14 protein-coding genes are annotated in these 21,394 nt (G+C 63.0%); 10 read left to right on the top strand and 4 right to left on the bottom strand.

Annotation, left to right across the window (positions count from 1 at the left end; translation table 11 throughout):
* The first annotated feature begins 209 nt into the window (after window positions 1–209).
* The 4 genes from DOM36_RS08640 to trpC all read left to right on the top strand — a co-directional run bounded on the left by DOM36_RS08640 (window position 210) and on the right by trpC (window position 3,812).
* Window positions 210–968, top strand: a complete 759-nt coding sequence (locus tag DOM36_RS08640) for a Crp/Fnr family transcriptional regulator (RefSeq protein WP_232823774.1) — start codon at window positions 210–212, stop codon at window positions 966–968.
* Between the two features lie 364 nt (window positions 969–1,332).
* The gene (locus DOM36_RS08635) at window positions 1,333–1,920 is read left to right on the top strand and encodes an aminodeoxychorismate/anthranilate synthase component II (protein ID WP_110642687.1); all 588 of its coding nucleotides are present in this window, start codon (window positions 1,333–1,335) and stop codon (window positions 1,918–1,920) included.
* A 21-nt stretch (window positions 1,921–1,941) separates the two neighbouring features.
* Window positions 1,942–2,961, top strand: coding sequence for an anthranilate phosphoribosyltransferase (trpD, locus tag DOM36_RS08630; protein WP_110642685.1), 1,020 nt, complete (start codon window positions 1,942–1,944; stop codon window positions 2,959–2,961).
* 38 nt (window positions 2,962–2,999) lie between these two features.
* Window positions 3,000–3,812 (top strand): indole-3-glycerol phosphate synthase TrpC, encoded by an 813-nt coding sequence (trpC, locus tag DOM36_RS08625; RefSeq protein WP_110642683.1) that lies wholly within the window; start codon window positions 3,000–3,002, stop codon window positions 3,810–3,812.
* A 167-nt stretch (window positions 3,813–3,979) separates the two neighbouring features.
* On the opposite strand, the gene DOM36_RS08620 is transcribed toward trpC, so the two are convergent.
* The 3 genes from DOM36_RS08620 to DOM36_RS08610 form a co-directional block, all read right to left on the bottom strand.
* Window positions 3,980–5,779, bottom strand: coding sequence for a sodium:proton antiporter (locus tag DOM36_RS08620; RefSeq protein ID WP_075570305.1), 1,800 nt, complete (start codon window positions 5,777–5,779; stop codon window positions 3,980–3,982).
* Window positions 5,780–5,868: 89 nt separating this feature from the next.
* On the bottom strand, window positions 5,869–6,312 hold the full coding sequence (gene trxC / locus DOM36_RS08615; RefSeq protein WP_110642682.1) for a thioredoxin TrxC: 444 nt from the start codon (window positions 6,310–6,312) through the stop codon (window positions 5,869–5,871).
* 86 nt (window positions 6,313–6,398) lie between these two features.
* Window positions 6,399–9,662 carry an FAD-binding and (Fe-S)-binding domain-containing protein gene (locus DOM36_RS08610; RefSeq protein WP_110642680.1) on the bottom strand — a complete coding sequence of 1,088 codons (3,264 nt, stop codon included), beginning with the start codon at window positions 9,660–9,662 and terminating at the stop codon, window positions 6,399–6,401.
* A gap of 297 nt (window positions 9,663–9,959) precedes the next feature.
* Between DOM36_RS08610 and serS the strand changes: the two genes are divergently transcribed.
* The 4 genes from serS to DOM36_RS08590 all read left to right on the top strand — a co-directional run bounded on the left by serS (window position 9,960) and on the right by DOM36_RS08590 (window position 15,496).
* Window positions 9,960–11,237 carry a serine--tRNA ligase gene (serS, locus tag DOM36_RS08605; RefSeq protein ID WP_110642678.1) on the top strand — a complete coding sequence of 426 codons (1,278 nt, stop codon included), beginning with the start codon at window positions 9,960–9,962 and terminating at the stop codon, window positions 11,235–11,237.
* A 203-nt stretch (window positions 11,238–11,440) separates the two neighbouring features.
* Window positions 11,441–12,634 (top strand): uroporphyrinogen-III C-methyltransferase, encoded by a 1,194-nt coding sequence (gene cobA, locus DOM36_RS08600; RefSeq protein WP_348626393.1) that lies wholly within the window; start codon window positions 11,441–11,443, stop codon window positions 12,632–12,634.
* Between the two features lie 196 nt (window positions 12,635–12,830).
* Window positions 12,831–14,774 carry a DUF294 nucleotidyltransferase-like domain-containing protein gene (locus DOM36_RS08595; protein WP_110642676.1) on the top strand — a complete coding sequence of 648 codons (1,944 nt, stop codon included), beginning with the start codon at window positions 12,831–12,833 and terminating at the stop codon, window positions 14,772–14,774.
* 14 nt (window positions 14,775–14,788) lie between these two features.
* On the top strand, window positions 14,789–15,496 hold the full coding sequence (locus tag DOM36_RS08590; protein WP_232823773.1) for a 3'-5' exonuclease: 708 nt from the start codon (window positions 14,789–14,791) through the stop codon (window positions 15,494–15,496).
* A gap of 103 nt (window positions 15,497–15,599) precedes the next feature.
* Here the strand turns inward: DOM36_RS08590 and DOM36_RS08585 are convergent, their stop codons facing one another.
* Complete coding sequence (locus tag DOM36_RS08585; protein WP_075570299.1) at window positions 15,600–17,231, bottom strand: BCCT family transporter; 1,632 nt, start codon at window positions 17,229–17,231, stop codon at window positions 15,600–15,602.
* Between the two features lie 598 nt (window positions 17,232–17,829).
* On the opposite strand from DOM36_RS08585, the gene DOM36_RS08580 reads away from it, so the two are divergent.
* Complete coding sequence (locus DOM36_RS08580; RefSeq protein WP_110642672.1) at window positions 17,830–19,641, top strand: acyl-CoA dehydrogenase C-terminal domain-containing protein; 1,812 nt, start codon at window positions 17,830–17,832, stop codon at window positions 19,639–19,641.
* Between the two features lie 372 nt (window positions 19,642–20,013).
* Complete coding sequence (gene urtA, locus DOM36_RS08575; protein ID WP_232823785.1) at window positions 20,014–21,324, top strand: urea ABC transporter substrate-binding protein; 1,311 nt, start codon at window positions 20,014–20,016, stop codon at window positions 21,322–21,324.
* Window positions 21,325–21,394: the final 70 nt, after the last annotated feature.

Genomic DNA, 21,394 nt, shown 5'->3' with positions numbered 1-21,394 from the left:
CACTGAGATCGGGTCAGTCCGTCATCGAGCCATTCTTTCCAGATATCGACGAGCTTTTGATGCATCTCGATGGCGACGTCGTCGAGGAGTAGTCATTGCTTGATGCGTGAGCCATAATTTTTGCGCGAGATAAGCAAGAAGAGTTCAACCAAACGCGCAGCGGCCTTGGGGCCAGCATCTTCATTTCTGTTACAGCAAGGCGAGAAAACATGATGCCGGGTGTTCGTTCTCTCAATCGTCACTCCCCGAATACATTGATGATTCGCAAGCTGGAAAGCATCTTCAAGCTGACCGATGGCGAGAAACGTGTGCTTCAGGATTTGCCGGTGCAGGTCGAATCGCTCAGGGCCGAGCAGGACATCATCCGAATTGGCGAACGGGCGTCTCGCAGCTGTCTCCTTCTGGAAGGCTTTACCTGCGTCTACAAGCTGACCTCCGAAGGCAAACGGCAGATCATGGCGGTTCACGTGCCCGGCGATATGCCGGACCTGCAGAGTCTGCACCTCAAGGTCATGGATATCAGCATCGCGTCGATCGGCCCCAGTGTGGTCGGATTCATCCAGCATGACGACCTGCGTGAAGCCTGCGAGCAGTATCCTCGTCTTACCGCAGCGCTATGGCGCGAAACGCTGGTAGATGCCTCGATCTATCGAGACTGGATCCTCAACATCGGCCAGCGCAGTGCCTACCCGCGAGTGGCGCATCTGCTATGCGAACTGTTGATACGCCTGAAAGCCGTGGGGTTCGCTGAGGATGACTCTTTTCACCTGCCAATCACCCAGGCCGAATTGGCAGACGCGATAGGCATTACCCCGGTACACATGAATCGCGTCTTCCAGGCCTTGCGTGCCGACGAGCTGATCGAGGCATCGAGGGGAAAGGTGGCCATTCTCGATGAAAGACGATTGAGGGAAGAGGGCGATTTCGATCCGCTTTATCTTCATCTCATCAACAGCGTATCGGCCTGAGCGGGTGGTTAACGCGCTGGTGGCGATCGACATTCACGGGGCGCACTCCCGCCGGGCGGCCGAAGGCACGCGTTGACACGCCGCGTTGCGTCGCGGCACTATATCGCCATGATGACGAACCGATCACACTCACAGCACCAGTGGTGGTGGCGCCTTTGATCAAGGGCGGCACGCCGACGTCTGTGGACTGACGTTCGAAAACAATGCCGCCCCTCGGGGCGGCATTTTTTGTGTGGTCGTTTCGCTCCGTGAGGCCGGCATGGATAGGGACACCGACTTGGACGATCCCGTGACCTGAGCAACATCCGGGACAGCGAAGTCGGATTCGACGAGAAAAATTGAACAGAGACAGGGATTGATATCTATGCCAGTGCTCATGATCGATAATTACGACAGCTTTACCTTCAATATCGTCCAGTATCTGGGCGAGCTTGGGGCGGAGGTCGTCACCGTGCGCAACGATGAGGTGGATCTGGCCGCTCTCGAGCGTTACGAGCCGACCCACCTGGTGGTCTCGCCCGGGCCGTGTACGCCCAACGAAGCGGGCATATCGATGGACGCGATCCGCCATTTTGCCGGCCGGATCCCGATACTCGGGGTCTGTCTCGGGCACCAGGCCATCGGCCAGGTCTATGGCGGCGAGGTGATCCGCGCGCCGCAGGTGATGCATGGCAAGACGTCGCCCATTCGCCATCGCGGGGAAGGGGTTTTCGAAGGCCTCGAGGATCCGCTCGAGGTCACGCGCTACCACTCGCTGGTGGTCGACGCCGACAGTCTGCCGGACTGTCTCGATGTCACCGCCTGGGTCGACGACAACGACCCGACGCCGGGCTTGATCATGGGCTTGAAGCACAAGACGCTGGATATCGAAGGGGTCCAGTTTCACCCCGAATCGATCCTGTCCCGCCAGGGGCACGAGCTGCTGGCGAACTTCCTGAAGCGGCGCGGCTAACTGAACAGGCGAGGAGTCAACATGCAAATGCGGGATGCCATTGGTGCGGTCATGCGCCGGCAGGATCTCAGTTTCGACGAGACTCACGCCGTGATGCAGGCGATCATGACGGGTGAGGCGACCGAGGCCCAGATCGGCGGCTTTTTGATCGGGCTGGCGATGAAAGGGGAGACCGCGGACGAGATCACGGCGGCGGCGCAGGTGATGCGTGAACTGATGCATCCGGTGTCGATCGATTGCGACAACATCGTCGATATCGTCGGCACCGGCGGCGATGGCGCCAACCTTTTCAATGTCTCCACGGCGTCGAGTTTCGTCGTCGCGGCCGCCGGCGGCCATGTCGCCAAGCACGGCAATCGGGGCGTCTCGTCCTCTGCCGGCAGTGCGGATCTGTTCGACGTGGCCGGCATCTATCTCGATCTCGACGCGGCAACCATCGCACGCTGCATCGAACAGGTCGGCGTCGGGTTCATGTTCGCCCCGCGGCACCACCAGGCGATGCGCCATGCCATCGGCCCGCGGCGGGACATGGGGGTTCGCACGGTGTTCAATATCCTCGGCCCGCTGACCAATCCGGCCGGCGCCCCCAATCAGCTGCTGGGTGTCTACGCACCGCATCTGGTACCGCTGGTGGCGGAGTCGCTGCGCAAGCTGGGCAGCGAGCATGTGCTGGTGGTTCATGCCGATGATGGTCTGGACGAAATCTCGGTGGCGGCGCCGACGCGGGTTGCCGAGCTTCGCGATGGCGAGATTCGGGAGTACACCATCACGCCCGAGTCGCTGGGCATCGAGCGACAGTCGCTCGAGCCGCTAAAGGTCGTGACTGCCGAAGACAGTCTGAAGCTGGTCAAGGAGTCCCTGGTCGGCAAGGGTGTCGCGGGAGATATCGTCGCGCTCAACGCCGGTGCGGCACTGTTCGCGGCCGGTATCGCCGATTCCCTCAAGGAGGGCGTGCTGATGGCTCAGGACGCGCAGGCTTCCAAGCTGCCGCTGGAGAAGCTCAAGGAGCTTTCCGACTTTACTCGTGTCTTTGCCCCATAAGTTCTCCTCGCTGAACAAGCCCAACAGGATTCTCTACGATGACCGATGCCGCCGATAGTGCACTGCCGACCATTCTGGCCAAGATTCTGACGCGCAAGCGTGAGGAGATCGCCGAACGGCGCCCGGCCGTCAGCGAACAGGCCTGGCTCGAGCGGGCGAAAGCGCAGAGCGCACCGCGCGGTTTCGTCGCGGCAATCAATGCCTGTATCGAGGGTGGCGATCCCGCGGTGATTGCCGAGATCAAGAAGGCGTCACCCTCCAAGGGCGTCATTCGCGAGGACTTTCGGCCCGCCGAGATCGCGGTCGACTACGCGGCGGCAGGCGCCAGCTGTCTCTCGGTATTGACGGACGCCGACTATTTTCAAGGCCACGAGGACTACCTGATCGCCGTGCGGGAAGCGTGCGAGCTGCCGGTGATCCGCAAGGATTTCATCATCGACGGCTATCAGGTCGCCGAAGCCAGAGGGATCGGCGCGGACTGTATCCTGCTGATCGTGGCAGCACTCAGCGACGAGCAGCTCAAGGATCTCCATCAACAGGCCACGGCCCTGGGCATGGACGTGCTGGTCGAGGTGCATGACATCTTCGAGCTCGAACGCGCATTGACGCTGGATCTGCCGCTGGTAGGCATCAACAATCGTGATCTGCGAACCTTCGAGACCTCGCTGGACACGACCTTCGAGCTGCTCAAGCGTATCCCTCGGGGAGTGACGGTCGTCACCGAGTCCGGGATTCACAACCGTGACGACGTCGAGCGCATGCGCGAGTTCGACGTCAACGCCTTCCTGGTCGGCGAGGCATTCATGCGCGAGGAAGAGCCCGGCAGTGCGCTACGCCGAATGTTCTTCTAGCGCCGGATTTCGATAATCCCGCCAGGGTCGCCGTGAACGGGTTCACGGCATTCAGCCAGACGCCGCGCCCCGAGATCGTCTCGAGGCGCGGCGTCTGTCGTTGCACGAGCGGATATCCGCACAGACAGCCGGGCTGCGTCGCACCCGCAGGTGACGGCAAGGCCGGGTCAGAACTCCGGCGAATCCGGAAAGATGAGGCTGATCAAGGTGTCGCCGGCTTTCGGGTTGAGCGGCTTGCCGGCCGTGGCGATGCGAATCCGGCCGCTGGTCGAGAGCGTGAACAGCGTCAACAGACGGTCGTGATGGATGCGTCGATAGTCATCGATATCGAAATTGTCACTGATGTTGGCATGGCGAACCACGGCGCCCTGGCCGATCAGACTGGAGAGCCGAGTGAAGGTCGTATGACCGTCGAACAGCAGCGGCAGATGCGCCAGCGCCTGCTGATGATGGCGGCGAGCGTTGCGGGAAGACTCTACCGCCAGCCGGAAGACCTTGCCGTGACCCAGAATGTGCTCGAAATGCAGTGCGGCGAGGTTGTTGAGTTCGCGATAGGGCGACAGCGGCAGCAGATGGCCGATACCGGCCAGACCCAGATGCTGAGCGGCGTGCTCCGACAGCGGGTTGCCGTAGTAGGTCGGAAGGCTCGCCATGCGCGCTTCCTGAATCGCGTCCCAGTTGTGATCGCAGAGCCTCACCGCGAAGCCGGCTTCCTGCAGGGCGGCGCCGAAGGCCCGGGCGACCGGGTTGGCGCCGATGATCAGAAAGCCTGACGCCGTCGGCGCATTGACTTTCAGAAACCGGGCCAGCGGTCGCGAAAACAGGCTCTGGACGACGACCGTGCTGATGATCACCAGGAACGTGATCGGTACCAGCAGCTCGGCGCCGGGCACTTCCAGCGCTTCCAGGCGAATCGCGAACAGCGAGGCCACCGCCGCGGCGACGATGCCACGCGGAGAGAGCCACGCCAGCAGTGCCTTTTCCCGCCAGCTGAGCGAGCTTCCCCAGGTACACAGCCAAACCGCCAGCGGTCGCGCCACCCATACCAGAATGGCCAGAAACGCCCACGCCTCCCAGGACAGCAGACTCAACTGGGCGAGGCTCAGCCTGGCGGCCAGCAGAATGAACAGCCCCGAGATGAGCAGGATCGACAGCGTCTCCTTGAACTCCAGGATCGGCTGTGTCGGCACGCCGCGCATGTTGGCCATCCACACCCCCATGACGGTGACGGTCAGCAGGCCGGACTCATGGAACAGCAGGTTCGAAACGGTGAACAGCGTCAGCATGATCATCAGGGTGCCGAAGCTGTGCAGTCGCTGGGGTAGCCAGTAGTGACGCAGCACGCTGCCCCATAGATAGCCACCGGCCGTGCCCAGGCCGAAGCCGATCACCGCGGTCTGGGCGAAACTCAGCAGGGTGTGCGCTGCCGCACCGTTGGAGAGCCCGAGCGCGACGAACTCGTAGACCAGCACCGCGCCGATGGCGCCGATCGGATCGATCAGGATGCCTTCCCAGCGCAGTATCTGGCTGACGTGCTCGCGGGCACGCAGCGTCTGCAGCAGCGGCAGCACCACCGTGGGGCCGGTCACCACCAGTAGCGCCCCCAGCACGCTGGCCATCTCCCAGGAGAGCCCCAGCACCCGATGCGCAGCGGCGATACCGATCAGTGCGGTGATCAGCGCGCCCCAGGTCACCAAACGGCTGACCGTGCGGCCGTGGCCGCGGAGTTCACGGAAATCGAGCGTCAATGCGCCTTCGAACAGGATCACCGCCACGGCCAGAGACACCAGCGGAAACAGCAGTTCACCGAGCACGGCATCGGGGTCGAGGATGCCGGTGACCGGGCCGGCGGCAATGCCGGCGATCAGCAGTGGCAGAATGGCCGGCACCCGGAGCTGCCAGGCGAGCCATTGGCAGGCCAGCGCCAGCAGGCCGATGCCACTGAGGGCAAGGGCGGCATTTTCCATGGCGGTCTCTCCGGAGCGTGGCAAAAGCCGCGCAGACTAGCCGCGGCAACGCGGCGATGCAATGTCGAATCCGGGAAGCGGCCGGGATTTCAGGGTGTGACGAGTTGTCGCCGGGTCCAGTCGACGATATCCGATTGGCCCATGGCGCCGGCCTGGCGCGCTATCTCTCGCCCATCCCGAAACAGGATCAGCGTCGGAATGCTGCGGATGCCGAAGCGCGAGGCGATGTCCGTGGCGGCTTCGGTGTCCAGTTTGGCCAGGATGATGTTCGGCTCCAGCGTTTTGGCGGCCTGAGCGAATCCGGGCGCCATTGCCTTGCAGGGGCCACACCAGTCGGCCCAGAAGTCGACCAGGATCGGCAGACCGCTGCGTGACACGAATCGATCGAAATTGGCCGAATCCAGCGCCAGCGGCGCCCCGCTGAACAGAGCGTTATGGCAGCGTCCGCAGTTGGGGTTTTCGCTCAGGCGCGCGCTGGCGACCCGGTTGACGGCATGGCAGTGGGGGCATACGAGGTGCATCGGATCGGACATGGGGTTCGCTCCTGATTGGCGAAAACCGAGGGTCGTCAATGATGTCGGCGGGCAGCGCGGTCATCGTCCAGGCTGCCCTCGTCAGTTCAATGGCGGGATACCTCGGCGATCTTGAGTCTTTTTAGCAGCGCCTGCAGCGGGTGAGGCAAGGTCTGCGCCGAGAGTCGCTTGACCTGGCTGCGACACGAGTAGCCCGTCGCCAGCAGGCGGCCGGCGTTGGCGTCGTCCTCCACCGGGTCGCGCCAGGAGAGATCGTAGATCGTCTCCGAGGTCTGGCGGTGGCGCGCCTCGTGACCGTAGGTGCCGGACATGCCGCAGCAGCCGGTCGCGACCAGATCCAGGGTCAGGCCGAAGCGCTCGAACAGCTGCTGCCAGCCCTTGGGGCTGCCCGGAGCGTTGGTCTTCTCGGTGCAGTGGCTCAACAACCGATAGCCCGAGTCGGGCTGCCCGATCGCCTCGGCGGTCCAGCCACGTGGCAGGATCGATGGCCCCAGCGACAGCAGCCACTCCTGCAGCAACAGTACCTCCGGCACCGCCTGCGGCCCCAGCGTCTTGACGTACTCCTGGCGGTAGGTGAGCGTCATCGCCGGATCGATGCCCACCAGCGGAACGCCGAAGCGGGAAAGCACCTTGAGCCCGAGCGCCTGCTTTTCGGCCACGCGTTCGAAACGACCGAGAAAACCCTGCACCTGGAGCGGCTTGCCGTTGGGCTGGAAAGGCGCCACCAAGACATGGATATCCAGGCGCGACAGCAGCTCGACCACATCCAGGACCAGCCGCGATTCGAAGTGGCTGGTGAAGGCGTCCTGCACCAGCACCACGCTGCGGCGCTTCTGTGCGTCGGTCAGTCTGCCCAGCGTCAGCGGCGTGGCTTCGGCAACGCCCCAGGCGTCGAGCACCTTGCGGAGGCTGGCGCGTGAGAGTTTGGGACTGTCGACGATACCCAGACGTTTCGCCATGAAGCGGTCGACCAGGCGGTTGTCGAGCAGCGCGTTGTAGAGTGGCGCCACCGGTTGCAGGTGCGGTACGACGAACTCGAGTCCGCCAATCAGATAGTCTCGCAGCGGCCGGGCATAGCGGCTGTGGTAGCTCTCCAGAAAGCGCGAGCGGAAGTCCGGCACGTCGACCTTGATCGGGCACTGACCGGCGCAGGACTTGCACGCCAGGCAACCCGCCATGGCGTCGTAGACTTCATGCGAGAAGTCCGCCTCGCCGCGCCGTCGGGCGACGGCACGCTGCAGTTTGCCCGGTTGGGCTCGCAGCCAGCTGGCCAATCCGCCGCGTCGCTGCTCCCGCGCTACCTCGAGCACGTCGACACCGGCGTTGCCCTGACGGCGCAGCCACTCGCGCATCAGGCTGGCACGCCCCTTGGGAGAGTGCACGCGATCGCGCGTCGCTTTCCAGGAGGGGCACATGGCGTCGGAAGGATCGTAGTTGTAGCAGGCGCCGTTGCCGTTGCAGTAGACCGCGCTGGCGTGCTCCTGCCACACCCGCTCGTCGATCTGACGGTCCAGCTCGCCGCGGGTGGTCACGCCGTCGATCGCCAGCAGCCCGGGATCATGACCGTCGACGATACCGATCTCGCCTGACCTCTCTCCCGGCGCTGCGGAGTGCGTGATGGTATCTTCCGCCTTGCCCACGGCTTCGGTCGGGCTGGGAAAAGACGTCTTTCCCGCATCATCGGGCGGGATAAAAAGCGGCGTCGCGATCTTGCCCGGGTTGAACTGGTTGTAGGGATCGAATGCGGCTTTCACCCGCTGCAGGGCCGGGTAGAGCTCGCCGAAGAAACGCGGCGAGTATTCGGAGCGTACCCCCTTGCCGTGCTCGCCCCACAGCAGGCCGCCGTAGCGCTGGGTCAGCGCCGCCACCTCATCGGATATCTCGCGAATCAGGCACGCCTGGGCCGGATCCTTCATGTCGATGGCGGGGCGCACGTGAAGCACGCCGGCGTCGACGTGGCCGAACATGCCGTATTCGAGGCCGCGGACGTCCAGCAACTGGCGGAACTCGGCGATATAGTCGGCCAGGCTTTCGGGCGGCACCGCCGTGTCCTCGACGAACGGGATCGGACGTTTCTCGCCCTTGGCATCGACCTTGGCGTTGCCGAGCAGCCCCACGGCGCGTTTGCGCATGGCATACACCCGGGCGATCTGCGGGCGACCCTCGGCCAGGGTATAACCGAGCCGCTCGACGCTGGCATCCGAGCCCAGATGATCGGTAAAAGCGTTGACGCGTTCGGCCAAGCGTTGCGGATCGTCGTCGTTGAACTCGACCAGATTGATGCCGCGAATCGGCGCGCCTCGATCACCATTGTCATTGACGGCGGCAGGGAAGAACTCCGCCACGCTGTCCCAGACGAAATCCTCCATCGCCAGCGTCAGCACGCGATCATCGATCGTCTCGATCGAGGTCGGACTGCCCTCGGCCATCAGCGCCTTGGCATCGCGCAGCGCCTCCATGAAACCCGCATAGCGCACGTTGACCAGCGTCGAATGCCTGGGCAGCGGCAGCACGTTGAGCGTGGCTTCGTTGAGCAGCGCCAGCGAACCCTCGGAGCCGCACAAGACGCTGTTGAGATCGAAGCGACCCTGCTCGTCGCTCAGGTGGGCCAGGTCGTAACCGGTCAGGCAACGGTTGAGCGGCGGAAAGACGGCAGCGATCCGCTCGCGCTCGGTGGTCGCGATATCGCTGACCGTGCGATGGATCTCGCCGACCCGGTCATCGCGCTGGCACATGGCGGTTAGTGCCGCATCGTCCAGCGGTTCGCTCTCGAGTCGCTCGCCGCCGGGCAGTACGACATCGAGTGCCAGCACGTGATCACGCGTCTTGCCGTACTCGCAGCTGCCCTGGCCGCTGGCATCGGTGGAGATCATGCCGCCGATCGTGGCGCGGTTGGAGGTCGAGAGCTCCGGCGCGAAGAACAGGCCGTGCGGCTTGAGCGCGGCATTGAGCTGATCCTTGACCACGCCCGCCTGTACCCGCACGCGGCGGTTCTCGACATCGATCTGGACAATCCGGTTCATGTAGCGGGAGACATCGACCACCAGGCCGTCGGTCAGCGACTGGCCGTTGGTCCCGGTGCCGCCGCCACGTGGCGCGAGCACGATCTGGCGATAGGACTTTCGTTCGATCAGTCGGGCGATCAGCGCGAGATCGGCGGCATCGCGCGGATAGAGCACGGCCGCCGGCAAGCGCTGGTAGATCGAGTTGTCGGTGGCCAGCACGGTGCGGTTGGCGGCGTCATCGGCGATATCGCCACGAAAGCCGGCGGCGGCCAGCTCGGCGAGGAATCGGCGATAGCACTCGGATAGCGTCAGTTCGGCGCTGGCCGGGTCAAGGCGTGTCATCATTGTCATGCATCAAGCCATCACGTCGGGCCGGTCAGGCGGCCGTCGCCGGGTGTGATTCACCAGGCAGGTTGTCGGTTCACAGCGCTTTCGGCGCTCGAGGGCGAACAGTTTAGCGCGCCCGATGGCGGTGTGGCACGAATCCCCGCTCGCGCATGGTGCCGGGGTGGGGTTTTCCCTACAATATTACCCTTGCAAAGAATGGCCATCAGGACGTCCACCGGCTTTTGTAGGTGGTCGGCCTCCTGTCGCCACGGTTTTCCATTTCAAACTGTCTATTTCAATCAACGGAACCCAGTCATGCTCGATCCGAAGCTGTTGCGTAGCGATCCGCAGTTCGTCGCCCAACGCCTGGCCCTGCGGGGCTTTACTCTCGACACGGCCAGGCTCGAGTCGCTCGAGTCCCGGCGTCGTGAGCTGCAGACGCGGACCGAGCAGCTGCAGAACGAGCGTAACGTGCGCTCCAAATCGATCGGCAAGGCCAAGGCGGCAGGGGAAGACATCCAGCCGCTGCTGGCGGAAGTGGGTCAGCTCGGCGACGATCTCGACAATGCCAAGCGCGAGCTGGCCGAGGTGCAGCAGGCCTGGGACGATCTGGTGGCCGGCTTGCCCAATCTGCCGCATGCAGACGTGCCCGAAGGTTCGGATGAAAGCGACAACGTCGAGCTGCATCGCTGGGGAGCGCCGCGTGAGTTCGATTTCACGGTGCGCGACCATGTCGATCTGGGCGCTCGATTCGGCTATCTCGACTTCGAGATGGCGACCAAGCTGACCGGCTCGCGTTTCGCCGTGATGCGCGGGCCGATCGCCCGCCTGCACCGGGCGCTGGCCCAGTTCATGCTCGACACCCAGACCCGGGATCACGGTTACGAAGAGTGCTACGTGCCCTACATGGTCAACGCCGACACGCTGACCGGTACCGGCCAGTTGCCAAAGTTCGGCGAGGATCTGTTCAAGCTCGCCGACAGCGACTACTACCTGATCCCGACGGCCGAAGTGCCGCTGACCAACTTCGTGCGCGACGAGATTCTCGACCACGCCGCACTGCCGCTGAAACTGACCGCCCACACGCCGTGCTTTCGCAGCGAGGCCGGTGCCTACGGTCGTGACACGCGCGGCATGATCCGTCAGCACCAGTTCGACAAGGTCGAGATGGTGCAGGTGGTCGACCCGGCGACCAGCTACGACGTGCTCGAGGAGATGCGCGGTCACGCCGAGGCGATTCTGCAGGCGCTGGAGCTGCCGTATCGGGTGGTGACGCTGTGCACCGGTGACATGGGTGCCGGTGCCACCAAGACCTACGATCTGGAAGTGTGGCTGCCGAGCCAGGAAACCTACCGGGAAATCTCTTCTGTCTCCAACTGCGAGGACTTCCAGGCGCGACGGATGCAGGCGCGTTTTCGCAGCGCCGAGCAGAAAAAGCCGCAGCTGGTCCACACCTTGAACGGCTCCGGGCTGGCGGTAGGTCGCTGCCTGCTGGCGGTGCTGGAAAACTACCAGAACGCCGATGGCAGCATGGACGTGCCGGCGGCTCTGGCGCCGTACATGGGCGGCCTGACACGGCTGAACGTCGACTGACGCCGGCGGGTGTCATCGACTTCAGCTCGGCGACCGCTCCCTCATAGCCAATCGGCATGAGGGAGCGTTTGGTTATAACCCTACAAAAAAGCGTTACTTTGTCCTGTTGGCCCCGCGGCATTAGACTTTGTCGAGACGTGCTGCGAGTACCCAGTGGCGCAGACGCGATGGCTCGAAACGCTTTTCAACCTGGCAGCTTCCCCGTGACCGATTCGCTCACCCTCCAATACGACCCGGCTTGTCTCGACGTGCATCTGATCGGTGGCGGCAGCGAGGCGCTGGCCCTGGCGCAGCGAATCGCCGGGTTGATGCCGGGCGTGACCGTACACGCGACGTCGATGATGCCTGCCCTGGCATCCTTGTGCCGGGACCGGGAGTGGCAATCGCGCGACGCCGATCCGGTCCCCGCAGCGGGGCAGCTGTGGCTGGTCGCCAGTGGCGACGGCGAATGTGATCGGCATCTCGCCAGCGTTGCGCGACAGGCCGATGTGCCGGTTTTCGTACCGTCGCATCCGGCGCTTTGCAGCGTGCGGTTGCCACCGCGAGTGACCGTTCAGGATGTTGCGGAACCCGCTGGCGGTCACTGGCAGCGAGGGCACGTCTCGCTTGTCGGCGCCGGCCCGGGCGACCCGGAGCTTTTGACACTGAAGGCGCTCAAGCAGCTGCAACGCGCGGACGTGGTGGTTCACGACCGGCTGGTCAGCCAGGAAATCCTGGCGCTGGCCAACCCCGAGGCGAAGCGTTTCTACGTCGGCAAGGCGCGTTCTCGGCACAGTGTGCCCCAGGAGGGGATCAATCAGGCGCTGGTCGATTGGGCCAGGGCGGGCAACCGGGTGGTTCGTCTCAAAGGCGGTGATCCGTTCATCTTCGGTCGCGGTGGCGAAGAGCTCGAAGCGCTGGTCGCGGCCAACGTCGACTTCGACGTGGTGCCGGGCATTACCGCGGCCGCCGGCTGTGCGGCCTATGCGGGCATCCCGTTGACCCATCGCGATCACGCCCAGTCGGTGCGATTCGTCACCGGCCATCTCAAGAACGGCAGCTGCGATCTCGACTGGCCGGCGTTGACACGCGGCGGCCAGACGCTGGTCTTCTACATGGGGCTGGGGGCGCTGGACCTGATCCGTGAGCGTCTGGTTCAACACGGGATGGATGCCGCCACGCCACTGGCGCTGATCGAGCAGGGGACGACTGCCAATCAGCGTGTGCACCTGGGCACGTTGACGCAGTTGCCTGGCAGTCTCGCCGATCATCAGCCCAGACCGCCGACGCTGATCGTCGTCGGCAGCGTGGTCGAGCTGGCAAGCCGCCTGGAGTGGTTCCAGCCGAGCGCCAGCGGCAGCCTGGGCTGGGTCGAAGGCAAGCATCCGACGCCACTCTCCCAGGCCGACAGCGCCTGAGCGTCGTCTCCAACCCTGCTGGTTCTACCTCCCTCACGAGGGTGATCTCGACGCCGCCAACCGTGGCGGATGTCTCGACACAAGGCATCTTCGAAGCGGCCTCGGCTGCGAAGGCCATCGCGCGAATGTAGCCGGGCCGTCGTTGACGCCATCTGCTGGCCCTTCGACAATGAGAGCTCGCCACGGGGAGGGACGCATGAACGTTGAGCAACTGGATATTCGAGGTCACCTGGCGCAGTTCGCGCCATTTGATAATCTCCCCGATGCGCTGCTCGATCGCATCGCCGGCGAGGTCGAGATTCGCTATTTTCAAGCCGGCAGCGAGCTGCTGGTCAAGGATCAAACGATCGAATCGCTCTGGTACATCCGCAGTGGTGCGGTGGAGATGTATCAACGCAGCGGTCGGCTGTTCAACCGCCTCAGCGAAGGGGACATCTTCGGTTACTCGGATCTACTGCGCAGCAATCGACGCGTGCGCTATCCGATCAGCGCGATCGAGGACACGCTGATCTATTTCATACCCGGCGATGTCTTCGAAGCGGTGTGCGAAGAGGACGACGACTTTGCCGAATTCGTGGAAACCGGCGGCCAGCGTCTCAAGGTCACGGTCGAGCAGCAGCGCGACGACAGCGGTCTGATGACGACCCGGGTGCGCAAGCTGATCAATCGGCAACCGCAGATGGTGGAGGCCGCTACCTCGTTGCAGCAGGCCGCCCAGCAGATGCGCGATGCCAACGCGACCTGCGTGCTGGTGATCGATGTCACCGAGACACAGTCGGCTTATACGTTCACGGGGCCCGATGGCCGGCACTGGCAGCTCAACGGCATTCTGACCGATCGTGATTTCTGTACCCGCGTGCTGGCGGAAGGCAAGTCGTCACAGACGCCGGTGGGCGAGGTGATGTCGCGTAAGGTCATCGTGACCCAGTCCGACGAATCGGTCTACGAAGCGATGTTGAGCATGCTGCGCAACCAGGTGCACCATCTGCCGGTGCTGCATCGACGCCAGCCGGTGGGCGTGCTGCATCTCTCCGATATCGTGCGACACGAGACCCACAGCAGCCTGTTTCTGGTCAACAATATCTTCGTCCAGAACAGCCCGGAGCAGCTCGCGCGATTGTCGCCCGAGGTACGAACGGGATTCGTGCGGATGGTCGCCGACGGTGCCAATTCCGAAATGGTCTGCCGGGCGCTGGCGACGATCGGCCGCGCCTTTACGCAGCGCCTGATCGAACTCGCGGAGCACGAGCTGGGGCCGGCACCGGTACCCTACTGCTTCATGGTGCTGGGTTCGATGGCACGGGAAGAACCTACCATCAATGCCGATCAGGACAACGCGCTGGTCATCGATGACAGCTATGACCCGGCTCGGCACGGCAAGTATTTCGAAGCCTTGGCCACGTTCGTCTGCGACGGGCTCGCCGCCTGTGGCTATCCCTATTGCAAGGGCGACATCATGGCAACCAATCCGCGCTGGCGACAGCCGTTGCAGGTCTGGAAAGCGTATTTCACCGAGTGGATGGACGAACCCAACGGCGAGCGCCTGCTGCACAGTTCCATCTTCTTTGATCTGGCCTCGGTGCATGGCGAGGCGCCCATGGTCGAAGTCCTGCAGGATCTGATCGCCGACTTGGCGCCGCAGCGGCCGGTCTTCCTGGCGGCGCTGGCGCGCAATGCCAAGAATCGCACGCCCCCGCTGGGGTTCTTCCGCCAGTTCGTCATGGATCAGGATGGCGAGCACCGCAAATCGATCAATCTCAAGCGCCGAGGCACCGCGCCGCTGACCGATCTGGTCCGCGTACATGCGCTGGCGTGCGGTTCGAAAGCCCAGAACTCCTTCGCCCGCCTCGACGATATCGCCGAGACCAAACTGCTGGCGGACGGCGTCACCGAACGCCTGCGCTACGCCTTCGAATTCATGTCGATCGTGCGCATTCGCCATCAGGCCGACGCGATCGAGCAGGGCGCCGAACCCGACAACAGCGTCGATCCGGAGAATATCGACAGCCGAGAACGACATCATCTCAAGGATGCCTTCGAGGCGATCAGCAACGCCCAGAAGTTCCTCTCCTTCCGCTATATCATGCCAACCAAGCAGGGCGCTGCCTCTGCCGGTGATAACGCCCGGGGCCGTCGATGATTCCGCGATTCGCGATGAAATCGAAGGTCGAGCCAAACTGGCCGGATTATCTCGCCGCCCGCGCTCAGCGGACGAGTGAATCGCGGCTGGCGAGCTTCTTCGCCCAGGGCACGCTGGATCCCGAGACGCCCATCGGCGAGGCGCCGCTGGTTGCGATGGACTTCGAGACCACCGGGCTGGACGGCAGCCGTCATGACATCGTCAGCGTCGGCGTGATGCCGTTCACCCTGTCGCGGATCCGTCCTGCCGACGGGAGGTACTGGGTGTTGTCACCGCGGCGCCAGCTAAGCGATGAATCGGTCGCCTTCCATCACATTACCCACGCCGAGGTGGCGGATGCGCCCGACTTCGCCACGATCATCGACGATCTCCTGGGCCTGCTGGCCGGGCGGCTGGTCGTCGTGCACTATCGCCAGCTGGAACGAACCTTCCTCGATGCGGCCATTCGCGAGCGGCTGGGCGAAGGGCTGCTGATGCCGATGATCGACACCATGTCGCTGGAAGCGCGACTCCATCGCCAGTCCTTGTGGGCGAGGTTGCGGCGCTGGGCGGGAAGGCCGATGGCGTCGATCCGTTTGCACGAGAGCCGCCAGCGTTACCATCTTCCTGCCTATACCGGGCACCACGCCCTGGTCGATTCACTGGCGACGGCGGAGCTGCTGCAAGCGCAGATTCTTCATCACTACGATTGGCAGACGCCGGTCAGCGCGCTTTGGCGTTGAGGACGTCGGCGTCGGGGTAGGACAGGGCAAATCGAATCTGCCAACGAAAAGCGGGCGGCTCATTGAGCCGCCCGCCTTGTCGATACATCCTCTGCAACGACGCCTATCCGCGAGGCTCGGACCGCAGCCCTTGAACGATCGCGTAGCACGCCGCCAGTAGCACGATGGTGAACGGCAGACCGGTCGTGATGACGGCCGCTTGCAGTGCCCCCAGGCCACCCCCCAGCAGCAGCGCAATGGCGATGGCGCCTTCGATCAGGGCCCAGAACACGCGCTGGGGCGTCGGCGCATCGACCTTGCCGCCCGCGGTGATCGAGTCGATCACCAGCGAACCGGAGTCGGATGAGGTGATGAAGAACACCATGACCAGAACGATACCGACGAAGGACGTGATCGACGTCAGCGGCAGTTCACCCAGCATGGTGAACAGTTGCAGCGGAAGCGCCGCTTCCTTTACGCCCTCGAAACCGTCGTTGACCAGCTGATTGATCGCGGTGTCGCCGAAGGCGGTCATCCACAGTACGGAAACGACGGTCGGTACCAGCAGTACCGCGATCAGGAATTCGCGCACGGTACGGCCACGGCTGACGCGGGCGATGAACATGCCGACGAACGGGGACCAGGAGATCCACCAGGCCCAGTAGAAGGCAGTCCAGCCATGCACGAAGTCGCTGTCTTCACGTCCGAACGGATTGGACAGTGCCGGGAGATTCTTCAGGTAGGACCCCATGTTCTCGACGAAACCGGTCGCGATCAGCAGCGTGGGACCGACAAAGATCACGAACAGCAGCAGCAGGAAGGCGAGCCCCATGTTGATCTGCGACAGACGCTGCACGCCCTTGTCGACACCCAGCATCACCGACATCAGTGCGACCAGCGTGATGCCGATGATCAGCAGCACCATGGTCACATCGGTATTGGGAATGCCGAACAGGAAGTTGAGACCGGCGGAAGCCTGGGAAGCGCCGAAGCCTAGCGACGTCGCCAGCCCGAACAGCGTGGCCAGTACTGCCAGAATGTCGATGATATGGCCCGGCCAGCCCCAGATGCGCTCACCCAGGATCGGGTAGAAGATCGAGCGCATGGTCAGCGGGAGCCCCTTGTTGAAAGAGAACAGCGCCAGCGACAGCGCGACGACCGCGTAGATACCCCAAGGGTGCAGGCCCCAGTGGAAGATCGTCGCTGCCATGGCCAGGGACTGGGAGGCGGCGGGATCACCCGCGGCACCGCCCAACGGGGCCCATGAGTCGCCAGTGACGGACGTGCCGAAATGCGTGATCGGCTCGGAAACGCCGTAGAACATCAGGCCGATGCCCATGCCTGCCGCGAACAACATGGCAAACCACCCGGCATAGCTGAAATCCGGCTTGGCGTGCAGGCCACCGATTCTCACCTTGCCCAGCGGGGTGAAGATCAGTACCACGGAAAGCAACACGAAGATATTGGCGGCAAACAGGAACAGCCAGCTCAAGTTATCGGTCAGGAAGCTTTTCGCCCCATTGAAGATCGGCCCCATCTGATCCGGCAACGCCAGCGTGATGATGACGAAGAACAGAATCAGCAGGGAGGAGACCGAAAAGACCTTTCCATGCAGATCGACATTGAGACCAAACTTATTGGTCTGGATATTGTCCTGGCCAATCACATAATCGGTATCGATGAGATTGGCGGGACCTTCTGGTGCCGGTATGCCTTCCTGCGGCGCATCCGGCTCTTTATTGGCGTCTTGAGCCACTAGCCGTCTCCATTCTTTGATATGTCTCTATATTCAGAGCCGCACTCGCTTAGCGAACGACGACGATTCCCTTGCGCTCCCTTGCGTCATTCGAGCGTCGTGCCAGATAGCGCTCGGCCTGCCAGGGAGAGCACTTAGTCTGGCGTATCCGCGGGAACACGCAAGTTTCCCAATTATCCTGAATCAAGTCGGGCCTTCCAACCGTCTGGGGGAGAAACTCCGGGTTTTCGCAGATTTATCTGGCAAAAGGTGGTGTCGACGTCGACTGTTACCGCTCGAATCGGTGACGGTAACGACTGATCTGCTAGGTGCTGTCTGCAAAGTCGACGAGCGAAGGCAAGACCGGGGTGCTTAGCTAAGGCAAAAACCGATCAAAGAGCGGGGTTTACGCGGTGTCAATGAGCATGTTACCCGCTCTGCTCGCCCTTCGAACGTTCTGAACATTGTTCAGTGAGTCGATTTTTAACGCCGCATGGGCGAGCGCAGGCAGTTTTCAGACAGGGCCTAGACCAAGGTCAGAGTGAAGTGGAGCGCCGTTCTCGCCTATAGTCGCAACCAGTATTGAAACGAATGTTTGAAAGGCATCGGGAGAGTTCGAATGGCCGACTATCGTGCACCGCTCAACGACATGCGCTTCATTCGCGATGAGGTGTTCAACGCCGAGCGGGAGTGGCAAGAGATGCCAGCGACCGCCGAGTTGAACGCAGAACTCGCCGATGCCGTGCTGGAAGAGGCAGGGCGTCTCGTCGAGGCGGAACTGTTCCCGCTCAACCAGAGCGGGGACGCCGAGGGGTGTCGTTTCGAGGGCGGCGAGGTGACGACACCGACCGGGTTTCGCGCGGCATTCCAGGAGCTGGCCGGTGGCGGATGGTGTGGTCTGGGGGGCAATCCCGAGCATGGGGGGCAAGGCTTGCCGAAATTGCTGACCCAAGCCTTCGACGAGATGCTCTATGCCAGCAACGCCGGCTTCGCCCTCTACCTGTCGCTCAACAACGGCGCGGGGCTATTGCTCGATGCCTACGCCGACGAAACGACCAAGGCGCTCTATTTGCCGCGCCTTTACGCCGGGGAGTGGCTGGGCACCATGTGTCTGACCGAGCCGCATTGCGGCACCGACCTGGGACTGATCAGAACGCGCGCCGTGCCCGAGGAGAACGGTCGGTACGCCATCACAGGGAGCAAGATCTGGATCACCGGCGGTGAACATGATCTGACCGAGAATGTCGCCCATCTGGTGCTGGCCAAACTACCGGATGCACCGGCGGGCGCCAAGGGTATCTCGCTGTTTCTGGTACCCAAGCGGCAAGTGCTCGAGAACGGCTCGCTGGGGGGAGCAAACGGCGTGGTCTGCGGCGGGCTCGAGCACAAGATGGGCATCAAGGGCAGCGCCACCTGCGTGATGCATTTCGAAGCCGCCGAGGGGATCTTGATCGGCGAGCCCCATCAAGGGCTGGCCACCATGTTCACCATGATGAACTACGAGCGACTCTCGATCGGCATACAGGGCCTGGGATTGGGCGACGTCGCCTACCAGAGCGCGATGGCTTTCGCCCGCGAGCGTCGTCAGAGCCGCGCCCCCGGCGGTGCCGTCGAACCTGACCAGGCCGCGGATCCGATTCTGGTGCATCCCGATGTGCGACGCATGGCGCTCAATGTTCGCGCCTGGAATGAAGGAGGGCGGCTGTTCGCGGCTTTCGTGGCACGTGAGCTCGATCGTGCCAAGCATCATCCCGATGCCGGGATGCGGGAAGTGGCGGCGGATATGGTGGCGCTGCTGACGCCGGTGGCCAAGGCTTTCCTGACCGATCGCGGCTTCGCGGCGACGGTGGAATCGCAGCAGATCTATGGTGGCAGTGGATACTGTGTCGAGTGGGGCGCCGAACAGTTCGTGCGTGATGCCCGAATCGCGATGATCTACGAGGGCACCAACGGCATTCAGGCGATGGATCTGGTCGGGCGCAAGCTGGTACGCAACCAGGGCGCCTACGTGGAGCGTCTGGCCGAGCAGATATGCGCCGATCTCGACGACAGCGATGACGGGCACGAGATCGACGCTTCGGCCTTGCGATCTTTCAGAGAAGCCGTCGAGCGCGAGCTGGCACGATTCGAGCGCGTCAGCGAAGCGCTGATCGAGGCTGCCAAGGCGGATCCGGCCGCCGCGGGCGCCGCGGCTCATGATTACCTGCAGTTGCTGGGCTATACGGTTTACAGCTGGATGTGGTGGAAAGCGGCTCGCGCAGCGCAGCGCGGTCTGGCTCGGCAGGGAGCTGCCGGTGAAGATTTCTATCGGACCAAGTTGATCGTGGGGCAACATTTTCTGACGCGCCAGCTGCCGCAGGCCGAGTCGTTGGAACGTCAAATCGCTGCCGGTCCATCAGGATTGATGGCACTGGAGGCATCGCACTTCTGAAACTTCCGGGGGCATCGACAACGATCGGCTCGATGGAACGGTTTCTGCACTCTTATGGAGCGCCCGCTGACAGCGGGCGCTTTTTTATGTCCATGACGGTGCATCGGGTCAGCGATAGGTGAAGGGCCTGCACCACGAAAGAAAATCGGCGGGCGGCAGCCGACGTCTATTTGCACCAATAAAGGCCGTTTAACCCATATTTCCTTACGGTTTCCCGGTTTTTGTATACAGGATTGCCGCAGTCACCAATCAAGGCACGGAAAATGCATTGGGTTTATCCGATCAAGTTCCGCGCCTGAGGCGCGGGTGTCCACGATCGTCAGGCCGATTACCAAAGGTCATGACCAGGACCAGGAGAATCCAATGACAACAATATCCCTTCGCAAGTTGATTGCCGGTTCCAGCATCGCGCTGGGGCTGGCCGGTTTCGGTAGTACCGTCCTTGCCCAGGATGCGGCGCAGGATGAAGGCCCGATCCGGGTCGGCATACTGCACTCGCTGTCGGGCACCATGGCGATCAGCGAGTCGACGCTCAAGGACGAAATGCTGATGCTGATCGACAAGCAGAACGCGGCGGGAGGCCTGCTGGGTCGCCAATTGGAGCCGGTGGTGATGGATCCGGCCTCGGACTGGTCGCTCTATGCCGAACAGGCGCGCGACATGTTGACCGGCGACGATCATGTCGACGTGATCTTCGGCAACTGGACTTCCGCATCCCGCAAGGCCGTCTTGCCGGTCGTCGAAGAGCTCGACGGGCTGCTGTTCTATCCGGTCCAGTACGAAGGCGAAGAGTCCTCCGAGAATATCTTCTACACCGGTGCCGCGCCCAATCAGCAGGCGATTCCGGCGGTCGATTACCTGATGAGCCAGGGTGTCGAACGCTGGGCGCTGCTGGGTACCGACTACGTCTACCCACGCACGACCAACAAGATTCTGGAAGCCTATCTCAAGGCGAATGGCGTCGCGGATGACGACATCATGATCAACTACACACCGTTCGGTTTCAGCGACTGGCAGTCGATCGTCTCGCAGGTCAAGGATTTCGGCAGTCAGGGCAAGAAGACCGCGGTGGTATCGACCATCAACGGCGATGCCAACGTGCCGTTCTACAACGAGCTCGCCAATCAGGGCATTTCGGCAGGCGACATTCCCGTCGTGGCGTTCTCGGTGGGTGAGCAGGAGTTGACCGGTATCGACACTGCACCGCTGGTCGGACACATGGCGGCGTGGAACTACTTCATGAGCGTCGACAGCGATGCCAACTATGACTTCATCGATGACTGGGTCGCTTATACCGGCAATGACGAAGCGGTGACCAACGATCCGATGGAAGCGCACTACATCGGCTTCAACATGTGGGTGCAGGCGGTCGAGAAAGCCGGGACCACCGACGTCGACGCGGTCAAGGATTCGATCATCGGTGTGACCGTGCCCAATCTGTCCGGCGGTGCCTCGACGATGATGCCCAACCACCACATCACCAAACCGGTGATGATCGGCGAGATCCAGGACGACGGTCAGTTCAGCGTGGTCTGGCGCACGCCGACGACCGTCGCCGGCGACGCCTGGTCGGACTATCTGCCGGATTCCAGGAACCTGATCAGCGACTGGAGAGCCCCGCTACGCTGCGGCAAGCTCGACGTCGAATCGATGACCTGCGAAGACGGCCCGGGGGCCGAATAACGCCAGGCCGCCGGCATTCGGACGGGCGTCGGCGGCAGTGGGCAGAACCTGGGTCTGGCGCCGCATCGGA

The sequence above is a fragment of the Salinicola sp. CPA57 genome (genome assembly GCF_003206035.1).
In the GTDB taxonomy this organism is placed as follows: Bacteria; Pseudomonadota; Gammaproteobacteria; order Pseudomonadales; family Halomonadaceae; genus Salinicola; species Salinicola socius.
Note: the sequence above shows the minus strand (reverse complement) of the source record. Positions and strands in the feature narration are given on the sequence as shown.

Bases quoted from the DNA above. Each gene is read 5' to 3' on its own strand.
- DOM36_RS08640 (WP_232823774.1), top strand. From the start codon at position 210: ATGATGCCGGGTGTTCGTTCTCTCAATCGTCACTCCCCGAATACATTG.
- DOM36_RS08635 (WP_110642687.1), top strand. From the start codon at position 1,333: ATGCCAGTGCTCATGATCGATAATTACGACAGCTTTACCTTCAATATC.
- trpD (WP_110642685.1), top strand. From the start codon at position 1,942: ATGCAAATGCGGGATGCCATTGGTGCGGTCATGCGCCGGCAGGATCTC.
- trpC (WP_110642683.1), top strand. From the start codon at position 3,000: ATGACCGATGCCGCCGATAGTGCACTGCCGACCATTCTGGCCAAGATT.
- DOM36_RS08620 (WP_075570305.1), bottom strand. From the start codon at position 5,779: ATGGAAAATGCCGCCCTTGCCCTCAGTGGCATCGGCCTGCTGGCGCTG.
- trxC (WP_110642682.1), bottom strand. From the start codon at position 6,312: ATGTCCGATCCGATGCACCTCGTATGCCCCCACTGCCATGCCGTCAAC.
- DOM36_RS08610 (WP_110642680.1), bottom strand. From the start codon at position 9,662: ATGATGACACGCCTTGACCCGGCCAGCGCCGAACTGACGCTATCCGAG.
- serS (WP_110642678.1), top strand. From the start codon at position 9,960: ATGCTCGATCCGAAGCTGTTGCGTAGCGATCCGCAGTTCGTCGCCCAA.
- DOM36_RS08595 (WP_110642676.1), top strand. From the start codon at position 12,831: ATGAACGTTGAGCAACTGGATATTCGAGGTCACCTGGCGCAGTTCGCG.
- DOM36_RS08590 (WP_232823773.1), top strand. From the start codon at position 14,789: ATGAAATCGAAGGTCGAGCCAAACTGGCCGGATTATCTCGCCGCCCGC.
- DOM36_RS08580 (WP_110642672.1), top strand. From the start codon at position 17,830: ATGGCCGACTATCGTGCACCGCTCAACGACATGCGCTTCATTCGCGAT.